The 13,151-nt window shown below is 62.6% G+C and carries 13 protein-coding genes and 1 pseudogene; 6 read left to right on the forward strand and 8 right to left on the reverse strand.

What is annotated here, in order from left to right:
* Positions 1–71: 71 nt before the first annotated feature.
* Complete coding sequence (locus VCK47_RS02785) at positions 72–665, reverse strand: HNH endonuclease (protein ID WP_322889198.1); 594 nt, start codon at positions 663–665, stop codon at positions 72–74.
* Between the two features lie 305 nt (positions 666–970).
* Between VCK47_RS02785 and VCK47_RS02790 the strand changes: the two are divergent.
* The 3 genes and pseudogenes from VCK47_RS02790 to VCK47_RS02795 form a co-directional block, all read left to right on the forward strand.
* A pseudogene (locus VCK47_RS02790) lies at positions 971–1,243 on the forward strand (REP-associated tyrosine transposase); the annotation flags it as partial.
* Positions 1,244–1,338: 95 nt separating this feature from the next.
* Positions 1,339–1,512, forward strand: coding sequence for a hypothetical protein (locus VCK47_RS17970; RefSeq protein ID WP_416236639.1), 174 nt, complete (start codon positions 1,339–1,341; stop codon positions 1,510–1,512).
* A gap of 2 nt (positions 1,513–1,514) precedes the next feature.
* Positions 1,515–2,012: a hypothetical protein gene (locus tag VCK47_RS02795; RefSeq protein ID WP_322889200.1), complete on the forward strand. Its 498-nt coding sequence runs from the start codon at positions 1,515–1,517 to the stop codon at positions 2,010–2,012.
* Positions 2,013–2,511: 499 nt separating this feature from the next.
* On the opposite strand, the gene VCK47_RS02800 is transcribed toward VCK47_RS02795, so the two are convergent.
* From VCK47_RS02800 to VCK47_RS02815, 4 genes are read right to left on the reverse strand one after another with little or no spacing between them, the layout of a single operon-like run.
* The gene (locus VCK47_RS02800; protein ID WP_322889201.1) at positions 2,512–3,180 is read right to left on the reverse strand and encodes an alpha/beta hydrolase; all 669 of its coding nucleotides are present in this window, start codon (positions 3,178–3,180) and stop codon (positions 2,512–2,514) included.
* On the reverse strand, positions 3,177–3,806 hold the full coding sequence (locus tag VCK47_RS02805) for a DNA-3-methyladenine glycosylase 2 family protein (RefSeq protein ID WP_322889202.1): 630 nt from the start codon (positions 3,804–3,806) through the stop codon (positions 3,177–3,179). Before VCK47_RS02805 ends, VCK47_RS02800 begins: the two co-directional genes overlap by 4 nt.
* Entirely contained in the window at positions 3,803–4,525 is a 723-nt protein-coding gene (locus tag VCK47_RS02810; protein ID WP_322889203.1) for a cobalt-precorrin-6A reductase, read from the reverse strand. Before VCK47_RS02810 ends, VCK47_RS02805 begins: the two co-directional genes overlap by 4 nt.
* Positions 4,522–5,565, reverse strand: a complete 1,044-nt coding sequence (locus VCK47_RS02815) for a cobalt-precorrin-5B (C(1))-methyltransferase (RefSeq protein ID WP_322889204.1) — start codon at positions 5,563–5,565, stop codon at positions 4,522–4,524. Before VCK47_RS02815 ends, VCK47_RS02810 begins: the two co-directional genes overlap by 4 nt.
* 97 nt (positions 5,566–5,662) lie before the next feature.
* On the opposite strand from VCK47_RS02815, the gene cobA reads away from it, so the two are divergent.
* Genes cobA through VCK47_RS02830 form a run of 3 tightly spaced genes read left to right on the forward strand, consistent with a single transcriptional unit; the run spans position 5,663 to position 9,075 of the window.
* The gene (gene cobA / locus VCK47_RS02820) at positions 5,663–6,514 is read left to right on the forward strand and encodes a uroporphyrinogen-III C-methyltransferase (RefSeq protein WP_322889205.1); all 852 of its coding nucleotides are present in this window, start codon (positions 5,663–5,665) and stop codon (positions 6,512–6,514) included.
* A 55-nt stretch (positions 6,515–6,569) separates the two neighbouring features.
* On the forward strand, positions 6,570–7,844 hold the full coding sequence (locus VCK47_RS02825; RefSeq protein ID WP_322889206.1) for a cobyrinate a,c-diamide synthase: 1,275 nt from the start codon (positions 6,570–6,572) through the stop codon (positions 7,842–7,844).
* Positions 7,845–7,854: 10 nt separating this feature from the next.
* Positions 7,855–9,075, forward strand: coding sequence for an MFS transporter (locus tag VCK47_RS02830; RefSeq protein ID WP_322889207.1), 1,221 nt, complete (start codon positions 7,855–7,857; stop codon positions 9,073–9,075).
* A 64-nt stretch (positions 9,076–9,139) separates the two neighbouring features.
* Here VCK47_RS02830 and VCK47_RS02835 read toward each other — a convergent pair whose 3' ends face one another.
* From VCK47_RS02835 to cysS, 3 genes are all read right to left on the reverse strand, one after another.
* Positions 9,140–9,907: a squalene/phytoene synthase family protein gene (locus tag VCK47_RS02835; RefSeq protein WP_322889208.1), complete on the reverse strand. Its 768-nt coding sequence runs from the start codon at positions 9,905–9,907 to the stop codon at positions 9,140–9,142.
* Positions 9,904–11,523: a citramalate synthase gene (cimA, locus tag VCK47_RS02840; protein WP_322889209.1), complete on the reverse strand. Its 1,620-nt coding sequence runs from the start codon at positions 11,521–11,523 to the stop codon at positions 9,904–9,906. Before cimA ends, VCK47_RS02835 begins: the two co-directional genes overlap by 4 nt.
* Before the next feature lie 66 nt (positions 11,524–11,589).
* Positions 11,590–13,026, reverse strand: coding sequence for a cysteine--tRNA ligase (gene cysS / locus VCK47_RS02845; protein ID WP_322889210.1), 1,437 nt, complete (start codon positions 13,024–13,026; stop codon positions 11,590–11,592).
* Positions 13,027–13,151 lie beyond the last annotated feature (125 nt).

A 13,151-nucleotide genomic window follows, 5' to 3' on the forward strand; every position in this document is an offset into this window, starting at 1 on the left:
TACAGGCTTTGCCATCCGAAAGAGCGGCAGCACGCACACTGGCCGGGCGGCGGCTTTTTTTGACCGAGCGCTCACGCCTCGAGTTCGGCATCCCAGTAAAGATAATCAAGCCAGCTGTCGTGCAGGTGGTTGGGCGGAAACTTGCGTCCCACGTTGTGCAATTGCGACGGCGCGGGGCGGCGCGGCGGACGGCGCAGAGACATCCCGCTCTGGCGCAGGGATTTCGACCCTTTTTTCAGGTTGCAAGAACTGCAGGCCGCAACCACATTTTCCCAGCTTGTCACACCACCCGCCGCACGCGGCACGACATGGTCAAAAGTCAGATCACCCTTGGCACCGCAATACTGGCAGGAAAACTCGTCCCGCAAGAACAGGTTGAACCGCGTGAACGCGACCTGCCGTTGCGGGGTGACATAATCCTTGAGAACAACGACCGACGGGATACGGATTTCGGTCGAGGGGCTGCGCACATATTCGTCATATTCGCTGACAATCACCACACGGTCGAGCCATGCGGCCTTGATCGCCTCCTGCCACGGCCAGAGCGACAGCGGAAAGTAGGACAAGGGCCGGTAATCCGCGTTCAGCACCAAAGCGGGAAAGTGTTTCAACGACCCCGGGGCGCGCACGAAATCGGTCCGAAATTCTGTCTGCGTCATCGTCATCAATCCCACACCTTGCGTGCGGAGGCCATGCGTACTGGCGTTTCCGCAGCGCTGTCAGATTGACTATATCTCGCGTCAGATTTGTGACAAGCCCCACAATATGTGCCAAAGAAACGCAGGGGCGATGGTCCTACCGTCGGATGGGTGATTTCACCCATCCTTAACCAACACCCCGCCATACCGGCCGCATGACCCACTGCCGCAGATACCGCTGGGACGGCGGCACCTATTTCTTCACCGTGAACCTTGCCGACCGTAGCGCATCGCACCTGACCGATCATATCGACGCCTAGCGACAGGCCCTTGCCATGACCCGAGCAGAGCGGTTGATGCAGATCGATGCGATGGTAGTCCTACCCGATCACTTGCACGCCATCTGGACGCTCGCCGTGGATGATGCCGACTTTTCGACGCGGTGGCGCCTGATCAAATCGCGATTCTCGCGGGCTGTCGGGTTGAAACAGCCGCGCACTGCGTCACAGGTGGCCAAGAACGAACATGGCCTCTGGCAACGCTGTTTCTGGGAACATTGTATCTGGGATGACGCGGATTTTGCCGCCCATCTTGCCTATTGTTGAGGAAATCCGGTGAAACATGGTCTGGTGACGCGGGCCGTGGATTGGCCCTATTCATCGTTGCATCGCGATATCAAAAGAGGGTTGGCTGGGGATGAGTGGACGGGTTAGGCAAGGGTGCAAGCACCCATCCTACGCTTGCTATAAATGCGACGTGTTATGGTGGTGGTGATGCTGGTCACCAAGAAGCAGTTGCGATTGCTCTTGGTGCGATGGAAAGATGTCGGCACATTATACGTTATAATACCGCAACCCCAAAGTATCCGAGATAGCAATGGAAGCAATTTATGAGCTACGGCAAAATATTTCGGAAACCAAAATCAAGGATGGTGCCTTTGATTTACAGAGTTTGGATTGGAATCTTATAGGCTCAGAAGTTTTTCGTAATGCGGCGTTTTCTCTGGAGACTCTATCAGTGTCAGATTATCGGACGCTGATGCCCTTCATTCTGGGGGCAGCTTTTGACAGGGGCGAATTTGTTGCTGATAGCAGTTTTTTATGTGAATATCTTCTAAAACCATTCTACCAGTTTGCATATAGGCATGGCGGTAAAGTATCGGTATTAGGCGAGAATAATGCAAAACATGAATTTGTTCCTGGTTGGGTTTCACCTGCATTAGCAGCTTTTTCAAATCTGGAGCTAAAACTTATTTTTAAGGCTATTTTAGAATGGGAAATGTCAAAAAGTTTTAGTGATACATGGTCAGATGAATTATTAAGCTTGAAGAGAATGGCACACATGGCCGTGTCTGGAAGTGAAGCCTCAGTTTAAGTAGAAAAGCATGTTGCAAACGTGAAACGTAAGCCACCGCCCCTAGGGCACGGTCTACAGCTTTGGCTATGACGGCGAAGCGCGGCGGACCTCGCTGACCTCGACCGCGGGGCGCAACACGACCTATGGCTATACCAACGGCCTGCTGGCGGCGCTCAGCCATGTGCAGTCCGGTGTGGCGCTGACCGCTATGGCTTATGGTTACGCCATTGACGGCCAACTGACCGCGATCACCGATAATCTCGATCCGGCGCGGTCGCTGGCGATCAGCTATGACGATCTGAACCGTCTGATCTGGAATAAACGATGACGTCCCATCGTCAGGTGACGTCACCTGAATGCTCCTCCTCTGCTTCCTCCCGGATGGGGAACACCCCGACCATGATCCGGCTACTGATAAGTTGCATCAGCACGCTGTCGTACTGATCCGCACAGGTCAGGTAGCGGGCAAGGCCATCATCGCCGTCGCGATCTTACCGAAGGGTTCGCGCACCTGCGATCACTCCATCCCCAATCTGTCACGCATGAACGCAAGCGCCACTTGCAGCCCGTCAGGGGCGATGCCATGGGCGGTGCCTTTCATCACATGGGCATAGACTTCGCTCCAGCCGGCCTGTTGCAGCGCCTCTGCCGCCATCGGCAGGGATTGTGGCGGCACGACATCATCCTGATCGCCGTGGATCAAAAGGACGGGCGGACGGCACAGCGCCTCGTCGGCCAGCAGTTCCGGCAGCAAGAGCCGCCCCGAAAAAGCGACGATCCCCGCCACCGCATCCTCGCGACGGGGGGCGACGTGCAGCGCCATCATCGTGCCCTGGCTGAAGCCCAGCACGATCACCTGTTCGGGCAAAAGGTCCTCGTCCACCATCACCCCGTCAAGGAAGGCATCCAGATCGTCGGCGGCGCGTTGCAATCCGGCCTGGCTTTCCTCCTCGCTCGACCCGTCGATCCAGGGGATCGGGAACCACTGGTAGCCCATCGGCGCACCGGCACAGCCTTCGGGCGCGTCGGGGGCCAGAAACAGCGTGTCGGGCATGTGGTCAGCCAAAGGATCGGCCAGCCCGATCAGGTCCGCGCCATTCGCGCCATAGCCATGCAGGAAGATGACGCAGGATTGCGTCTCGCCCGATTGCGGTTCGCGCCGCTGCGCCTGAAGTGCCCGTGTCATCTGATCCCTTCCCGTTCCTTGATGGTCGCGTAATAGGCCCACATGATCCGCGCCGCAACCGACCGCCACGGTGCCCAGGGTTCCGCCATGGCGCGCAGCGCCTTGTCGCGCGGGCGGTCGGGCAGATCGAAGATCACGCGCGCCGCCTCTTGCAGCGCCAGATCGCCGGGGGCGAAGACATCCGCGCGCCCGAGCGAGAACATCGCATAGATTTCCGCCGTCCAGATACCGATGCCTGTCACCTGCGTCAGTTGCGCGATCACCGCGTCGGTGGGCAGATGGTGCAGCCCCGGACAATCCAGATCGGCCAGCGCCAATGCCTTGGCATAGCGCGCTTTCTGCCCGCTCAGGCCAAGCGCGCGCAGATCGTCGGGGCTGGCGGTCGCAATGGCGGTTTGGTCATCCATGCCTGCCGCCAAAAGCCGCCCCATGATCGCATTGGCCGAGGCCACGCTGACCTGCTGGCTGACGATGGCCCCCAAAAGGGCGGCGAAACCGTCAGGTTTCAGGCGCAGCGGCAAGGGGTGAAGTTCAGGAATGATCGCGCCAAAACGCGGCTCGATCCGCGCCAGATGGTCTGCGCCTTCAAGGATGCAGGCGTCCGACGTGATGACCCGCATGGTCATAGCCCCGCCACCCATGCCAAGGCATCCGCAACACTGGGGACCTGCCGCCAGTCTCCGACAGCGGGTCGCGCGACCATCAGCACTGGAATGCCCAGTTCGCGCGCGGCGACCAGTTTGGTCGCACTCGCGTGCCCGCCTGCGTTTTTGACGACCAGCCAGTCGACACGCATACGCTGGAACAGCGCGATTTCATCCAGCACTGAAAACGGTGGACGACCGACCAGAAATTCGCCCCCTGCAAAGGGAAACGGCCCCTCGGGCGGATCGATCTGGCGGCAGATCACGCGCCGCCGCGTCAGGTTGGCGAAGCCGTCCAGCGTCTGGCGTCCGGTGCCAAGGAAAACCGTCGCCCCTTGCGGGATATGGGCGGCGGCCTCCTCCTCCCCGGCGATCTCTGTCCACAAATCCCCCGGCCCTGCCACCCAAGGCGGGCGCAAGAGCTGGCAGAACGGCAGACCCAGATCGGCGCAAACCGTGGCAGAGCGCCGTGTGATCCGTGCCGCAAAAGGATGGGTCGCATCCAGCACGGCATGGATGTGGCGTTGCGCCAGAAAATCGCGAAACCCCTGCTCGCCACCGAAACCGCCGATATGTGTCGCGACCGGCAAAGGCGCCGGATCACGCGTGGCCCCCGCAAGCGAGGCAATGATATCCTGCCCCTGCAAGGCGGTGGCAATCGCACGCGCCTCTGCCGTGCCTGCCAGTAGCAAAAGTGTCATGCCCCCGCCCTCGCGAGCACCGCCCCCGCGCGGTCGATCACGACGATATCGAAGGTCATGCCAGCAAACCGTGTGCTGACCTGCGCCAACGCCGCATCGGCCACCGCCTGCGCAAGCGGCGCACCTGCGATCTGATAAGCTTCAAGCGCGGTGTTGGCGGTGGCCAGTCGCGGATGATCCATCATCCGCGCAAGCCCCGCAAAATCGACCTGAGAGCGCGCCGAATGCAGGTCCATCGCGCCTTGGGCCAACTTGGTGATCTTGCCGATCCCGCCCCCGATCGTGACGCGCGGCACCGGATGTTTCGCCAGATATTTCAGCATCCCGCCCGCAAAATCGCCCATATCCAGCATGGCGTGATCGGGCAGGCCATAAATTGCCTGCACCACGCGTTCGGACGTTGCCCCCGTGCAACCTGCGACATGAGTCAGCCCGCCCGCGCGCGCGACATCAATGCCGCGATGGATCGACGCAATCCAGGCCGCGCAGGAAAACGGCCGCACGATCCCCGTAGTGCCAAGGATCGACAGCCCCCCCGCGATCCCCAGACGGGGGTTCCATGTCTTGAGCGCGATCTCCGCCCCGCCCGGCACAGAGATTTCGATCACGATATCGGTGCTTTGCCCATAAAGCGCCGCCATCTCGCCCACGACATCCGTCATCATCTGGCGCGGCACGGGGTTGATCGCAGGCTCGCCCACGGCAATCGGCAGACCGGCCCGCGTGACCATGCCCACCCCGTCCCCCGCACGGAAAACAACCCCGCCATCTGACGCACTGACCCGCACGACGATGAGCGCGCCATGGGTTACGTCGGGATCATCGCCTGCATCCTTGGTGATCCCGACACTGGCCCAGCCTTCGCCCGCCTCGGCCAAAGCCAGCGGAAATGTCGGCGTCTCGCCCTTGGGCAAGGTGATCGTCACATCGCGCGCAAACGCCCCACCCCACAGCCGGACCAGCGCCGCCTTGGTCGCCGCCGTCGCACAGGCACCTGTGGTCCAGCCACGGCGCAATTCGGTCTGGGGTTTGCGTGTCATCGCCGTGACGATAGGCAGGGCTGCGGATGACGGCAATCGGCAATCGCAGGTCGCAACACCGCTTTCCCTACCGCAAAAAGCGCGGCATAAGCGGGGGATGGACAGCACGATCCCCCTTCCCGGCCATGACTGGCCCGTGATGCAGCCCGGCTGGGTCTGGCTCTGCGGGGCCGGTCCGGGCGATCCTGGGTTGCTTACCTTGCACGCGCTCAACGCGCTGCGGCAGGCCGATGTGGTCATCTATGACGCGCTGGTGCAGGAAGCCATCCTCGACTGGGCACCCCAGGCCGAACTGGTCTATGCCGGCAAGCGCGGCGGCAAACCTTCGGCCAAACAGCGCGACATCTCGCTGCGGCTCGTCGATCTGGCGCGCGCGGGCAAACGGGTGTTGCGGCTGAAAGGCGGCGATCCTTTCGTCTTCGGGCGCGGCGGTGAAGAGGCGCAGACACTGGTGCAACACGGCGTGCCGATCCGGATCATTCCGGGCATCAGTGCGGGCATCGGCGGGCTCGCCTATGCGGGCATCCCCGTCACGCACCGCGACGTGAACCAGTCGGTGACCTTTGTGACCGGCCACGACCAGTCCGGGAACACGCCCGGAAACCTCGATTGGACAAGCATATCAAAAGGGTCTCAGGTGATCGTGATCTATATGGGGATGAAACACATCGCCCAGATCGCAGGCCATCTGATCGCCGCAGGCCGCAGCCTGCACGAACCCGTGGCCGTCGTCACCACGGCGACCACGCAGGACCAGCGCGTGCTCGAAACCACGCTTGGCACCATTGTCGATGACATCGCCGCCGCCAATCTGGAACCGCCCGCCATCATCTGCGTCGGACAGTCAGTGCTGATGCGGCAGGTCCTCGACTGGCAGGGCATGGCGGCGGGCGAGCCACCGCGCAACCTCGACCCTCTGGGCCGGGGATGTGCCGCCGAATCGGCCTGATGCCCCCCTTCTTTTTTCCAAAAATACTCCCGCCGGAGGCGTCCCGGAGGGACTTATGCGCTTTCTGATCAGCGCCCCCGCCTCGGGCAGCGGCAAAACCACGGTGACTTTGGGCCTGTTGCGCGCGTTCAGCCGGACGCAGAGCATCCGCAGCGCCAAATCAGGACCAGATTACATCGACCCCGCCTTTCACGCCGCCGCCTCGGGTGCGGCTTGCGTAAACCTCGATGCCTGGGCCATGACGCCCGACCGGATCAGGACACTCGCCGCAGGCACCGGCCCGCTGATCGTCGAAGGTGCGATGGGCCTGTTCGACGGCGCGCCGCCTGCAGGCAAAGGCTCCAGCGCCGATCTGGCCAAGATCCTGACCCTGCCCGTGGTGCTGGTCATCGACGCAGGGCGCATGGCAGGATCGGTGGGCGCGCTGGCACAAGGTTTCATGCGCTATGACCCTGATCTGCAGGTCGCGGGCGTGATCCTGAACAATCTGGGCTCGCCCCGGCATGAGGCCATGCTGCGAAACGCCTTGCAGGGTGTGACGATCTTCGGCGCGCTCCCGCGCGACCCTGCCCTGCATCTGGGATCACGGCATCTGGGGCTGGTGCAGGCACAGGAACGCCCCGATCTGGAGGTTTTCCTCGACCGCGCCGCCGATCTGATGACGCAGCATCTGGACCTGACCGCGCTGCAAAAGCTCCACACGCCCCGGCCTCGCGCCGGGGCCTCACCCCGCATAGCCCCCCCTGCCCAACGCATCGCCATCGCCCGCGACGCGGCGTTTGCCTTCGCCTATCCGCATCTGCTCGACGACTGGCGCGCAGGCGGGGCAGAGCTGCACTTCTTCTCGCCTCTCGCCGATGATCCGGCGCCGGAGGCTGATTTTATCTACCTGCCCGGCGGCTATCCCGAGCTGCACGCGGGCCGAATTGCGGCGAACGCACGGTTCATGGACAGCCTGCGCCAGTCGCAGGCCACGATCTATGGCGAATGCGGCGGCTATATGGTGCTGGGTGACGGGCTGGTCGATGCGGATGGCACGCGGCACGCGATGGCGGGGCTGTTGCGGCTCGAGACCTCTTTTGCGCAGCGCAAGCTGCATCTGGGCTACCGGCATCTGCATGCGGTGCAAGGCCCCTTTGCGGGACACTGGACAGGCCATGAGTTCCATTATGCGACCACTCTACGCGCCGAAGGGACACCGCTGTTCACCGCCGGTGACGCCACAGGTGCCGCCTTGCCCCCCATGGGGCTGATCGCTGGTCGCGTGTCGGGATCTTTTGCGCATCTGATCGACGCATCGGCCATTGCCTCTGCCGAAACCGAGGCGTAGCAATTCGTCCATGGATCTGATCGACGACAGCCGCGCCAAGCGCAACGTGACCGTGCTGGTGCTGGCGCAGGCCATCCTCGGCGCGCAATTGCCGATGATGTTCGTGATCGGCGGGCTGGCGGGCGGGCAACTGGCCAGCAACCCGTGCTTTGCGACCTTGCCGATTTCGATGATCGTGTTCGGGTCGATGACGACCGCGCCATGGATCAGCCCGCTGATGCAGCGCAACGGGCGGCGGTTCGGCTTCATGATCGGCGCGTTCGGAGGCGCGATGGGCGCTGCGGTCTCAGCCTACGGGCTTTATACCGGATCATTCTTCATGCTGCTGGCGGGGTCGTATTTGAGCGGGATCTACATGTCCGCGCAAGGGTTCTACCGTTTCGCCGCGACTGACACGGCGTCCGAGGCCTTCCGGCCCAAGGCGATTTCCTTTGTCATGGCGGGGGGGCTTTTGTCAGCGGTGATCGGGCCGCAGCTTAACAAGCTGGCACAAGACGCCTTTGTCATCCCGTTTCTGGGCTCTTACCTTGCGATCATCCTGCTCAACCTTGTGGGCGTCGGCCTGTTCTACTGGCTGGATTTGCCCAAGGGGAGCCGGTCGGAACCCAAGGTGCTGAACGCGCTCAAGGGCCGCAGCCGCCGAGAACTGCTGCGCGATCCGCGCATCATCGTGGCGATCATCTGCGGGATGGTGTCCTATGCGCTGATGAACCTTGTGATGACCTCCACGCCTTTGGCCGTTGTAGGCTGCGGCTTCACCACCAACAACGCCAATGACATCGTGTCGCTGCATGTGATCGCGATGTTCGCGCCATCCTTCGTGACTGGCCATCTGATCGCGCGCTTTGGTGTTGAAAAGATCATCGCGACAGGGCTGGTCATCCTTGCCTTGGCGGGGGGTGTGGCCATCGCGGGAGTGGAATTGGCGAATTTCTTCATCGCATTGGCGCTGTTGGGCGTGGGCTGGAATTTCGGCTTCATCGGGGCGACAACCATGCTGGCCGGCGCACACAGGCCCGAAGAACGCGGGCAGGTGCAGGGGTTGAACGACATGCTGGTGTTCGGGATGGTGACGGTTGCGTCGCTGGCAGGCGGTGGATTGCTGAATTGCGCAGGCGGTACCACGGTCGAGGGCTGGAATGCCGTCAATCTGGCGATGATTCCGTTTTTGGTGCTGGCGGGGGCGTCGCTGATCTGGTTGTCGCGGCAGCGCAGGGTTGTGGTGTCGTAAGGGGCGCTGCCCCTCGGCTTCGCCTCACCCCGGAGTATTTTTGGAAAAAAGAAGTTGGTAGGGCTCAGACCCACCAGCCGCGCAAGGCGACATGCGAAAGGCGCAGGCTTTGGCGGAGCGGCGTGAGTTCGAGGCGGCCTTGCAGCGCGGCGTCGGGGTCGTTGGTAGCTTTGGTCAGAACCGGCCGCGTGGCGTGACCAAGCAGCAAAGGGGCGCTGGCCTCTCTAGCAAGTTTGCGGCGCGCCGTGCGGGCGATGTCGAGACGCGCCAAGGCACGTTGCGCGAGTCCGGCGATGCCATCACCACTTGCGTCCAGCAGCGGCTGACGCTGGCGGTCCAGCAGCACGGGCAGCGCGCGCAAGAGGTTTGCGACACCTGTCGCATAGGCGAAATCGGCCACGACGATGTCGTTTGCATTCCCCAGCAGCCGTGCGGCGGTGATCATCGGCCCGCCGCTGGTGGCGTGGATATAGGCGTCGAAATCGTCCCAGTCCGCGAATGGGTCACTGTAGATATCCCAGCGCCGCGCGGCGATGGTCGCATCCAGCGCCTCGGCCCCTGCGGGATCCAGCACAGCCCCAAGAGCATCGACGACCTCGTGACGGCGCACATTGCCGCCTGCCTTGATCTCTTCCAGCGCGTCGCGCCACCATTGCAGGCGCATTTCCGCAATCATCGGTTCCTTGGTCAGCCAGGGCGCGCGGATGATCTCGACGTTGAAGGCATAGACCGGAAACAGCACCCGCCGTGCGGCGACGGGGGCCGCCATGATCGCGCGAAAGCGTTCGGGATCGGCCTTTTCGACCAGAGCGGCGCAGGCGTCAAAGCTCATGCCACGGCGCCGTCCCGCACCAGTTTCCAGTTGATCGCGTCGATCAGCGCATCAAAGGACGCATCCACGATATTCGCGCTGACGCCGACGGTGGACCAGCGGTTACCTTGCCCGTCTTCGCTGTCGATGATGACGCGAGTCACGGCCTCGGTCCCGCCGCCGGTGATGCGGACCTTGAAATCGACCAGTTCGATATCCTCGATCATCGCCTGATAGGGGCCAAGGTCCTTGGCCAAGGCCCGCGCCAGCGCGTTGACAGGCCCACGGTCGCTGCCATCAGGGCCAAGGCTTTCGCTGACGTTGAGAAATTTCTGGCCACGGACCTTGGTCACAACCACAGCCTCGGACAGCGACACCATCTGGTTGCGCTTGTTGCGGCGGCGTTCGACGGTGACGCGGTAGCGTTTGACCTCGAAGAAATTGGGCAAAAGGCCGAGTTCCGCGCGGGCCAAGAGCTCGAAGCTCGCCTGTGCGGTGTCATAGGCATAGCCCAGGGCCTCTTTTTCCTTGATCCGTTCGACGATGCGGGCAAGGGCGGGGTTATCCGCCGCGACCTCGATCCCCGCCTCGGCCAATCGGGCGCGCAGGTTCGACTGGCCCGCCTGATTGGACATCGGCACGATGCGCGTGTTGCCGACGGCCGCAGGGTCGATATGTTCGTAGGTGCTGGGGTCCTTGGCAATGGCGCTGGCGTGCAGGCCGGATTTATGCGCAAAGGCCGAGGCCCCGACATAGGGCGCCTGTTTGACCGGCATGCGGTTGAGGATATCGTCCAGCAGGCGCGAGGCACGGCGCAGCCCGCGCAGCGCGTCAGGGGTGACGCCGGTCTCGAACAGGCTGGCGTAGGGTTCCTTGAGCAGCAGCGTCGGGATCAGGGTCGTCAGATTGGCATTGCCACAGCGTTCGCCCAGACCGTTCAGCGTGCCTTGCACCTGCCGGACGCCCGCCATCACGGCGGCGAGCGACCCCGCTACGGCGGTCTCGGTGTCATTGTGGGTATGAATGCCCAGATGGTCGCCGGGGATGCCGCTCGCGATCACCGCTGTCACGATGCGGGCGATGTCGTCGGGCAAGGTGCCGCCGTTGGTATCGCACAGCACGATCCAGCGTGCGCCAGCGGCAAAGGCTGCGTGGACAACCTCCAGCGCATAGGCGGGGTTGGCCTTGTAGCCGTCAAAGAAATGTTCCGCGTCGAATAGGGCCTCGCGCCCCTGTTCGGCAAGATGGGCGAAACTCGCGCGGATGTTTTCGACGTTCTCGTCGAGGGTGATGCCAAGGGCTGTCGTGACATGGAAATCATGCGCCTTGCCGACAAGGCAGACCGACCCTGTGCCCGCATTGAGCACGGCGGCCAGCACGTCGTCGTTGTCGGCCGAACGCCCTTGGCGTTTCGTCATGCCAAAAGCGGTGAGGCGGGCGCGGGTCGCGGGGGGGCTCGCGAAAAACTCCGTATCGGTCGGGTTTGCCCCCGGCCAGCCGCCTTCGATGTAATCAAGCCCCAGCCCGTCCAGCACGGCGGCGATCTGGTGCTTTTCCTTGGCCGAGAATTGCACACCTTGGGTCTGCGCGCCGTCGCGCAGGGTGGTGTCGTAAAGGTAAATGCGGTCTTTATGCATCTGGCGCTGTCCAAAATTTTCGCCGAAAATTTTGAGCGGGGATGAAGAATTTTTGACAAAAATTCTTCATCCGAGCCCACCGAGTTTCGACGCATCAAAATCGGGGCCCGGCGTCCATGTCGCCTGCCCGCCCACATCGGTCACCTGCACGCCTGCGGCGGTCAGGATATCGCGCACCTCGTCGGCCTGCGCCCAGTCCTTGGCGGCGCGGGCGGCAGCGCGGGCGGTCAGCAGGGCATCGACACGCGCGGCGACGGCGGGTGTGACACCCGGCCCCGCCTCTGCCCCGTCGAACAGCGGGATCGCGGACCAGTCGCGCACCAACCCGAGCATCTCCATCCCGTGGGCAAAGCCTGCAAGGGCTGTCGGTGTCTTGCCTTTGGCAAGCACATGCAGCCGCGCGATGGCGCCCGATGTGTTCAGGTCATTGGCCAGCACGCCGAGGAATTCGGCATCCGCCTGCCATTTGCCGTCCGCCTTCAGCGCGCGGATCAGGTCGGGGCCGAAGCCATGGCCGTGCAGGATGCCGTACCAGCGGCGGAGCGTCAGGTCAGCCTCGGCGCGGCGGGCCTCGGTCCAGTCCATCGTCTTGCTGTAATGGGTGCCGAGCATGACAAGGCGGATCACCTCGCCCGGAATACCCTGATCGAGCAGGTCGCGGATGGTAAAGAAATTGCCCAGGGATTTGGACATTTTCTTGCCCTCGACCTGCAGCATTTCATTATGGACCCAATAGCGCGCGAATTCGCCATGCGGATGGGCGCAAGAAGACTGCGCGATCTCGTTTTCGTGATGCGGGAATTGCAGGTCATTTCCGCCGCCATGAATGTCGAAACTTTCCCCCAGCAATTCATGCGCCATCGCGGAGCATTCGATATGCCAACCCGGACGGCCATAACCCCAGGGGCTGTCCCAGCCCGGCACGCCGTCGCCTGACGGTTTCCACAGCACGAAATCCATCGGGTTGCGTTTGTAGGGCGCGACCTCGACCCGCGCACCGGCAATCATGTCGTCGATGGACCGGCCCGACAGCGCGCCGTATTCGGCATAGCTTTCGACGGCGAACAACACATGGCCTTCGGCCTCGTAGGCGTGATCCTTGGCGACAAGATCCGCGATCATTGCGATCATCTGGCCGATGTATTGCGTGGCGCGGGGTTCATGCGTGGGACGCAGCGCGCCAAGGGCGTCCATATCGGCATGATACCAGCCGATGGTTTCGGCTGTGATATCACCGATGGCGCGCCCGCTTTCGGCCGCGCGCGCGTTGATCTTGTCGTCCACATCGGTGAAATTGCGCACATAGGTCACGTGTTTCGCGCCATAGACATGGCGCAGCAGCCGGAACAGCACATCAAACACCAGAGACGGGCGCGCGTTGCCCAGATGGGCGCGGTCATAGACCGTGGGTCCGCACAGATACATCCGCACATTACGCGCGTCGATCGGAACGAAGTCTTCGCGTTTGCGGGTTTTGGTGTTGTGCAGCCGGATGGTGGTCATGATGCCTCGCGCGCAGGGTTATGCTGCGGGCTTAGCTGCTTGCGATCTGGTGTGAAACGACAAAAAGCGGCCCGCGACGGATGTCAGCAGGGAATAATGCAGCAGATAATGGTGCAAATGCTCTT

The sequence above is a fragment of the Yoonia sp. 72 genome, from assembly GCF_034652275.1.
GTDB lineage: Bacteria > Pseudomonadota > Alphaproteobacteria > Rhodobacterales > Rhodobacteraceae > Yoonia.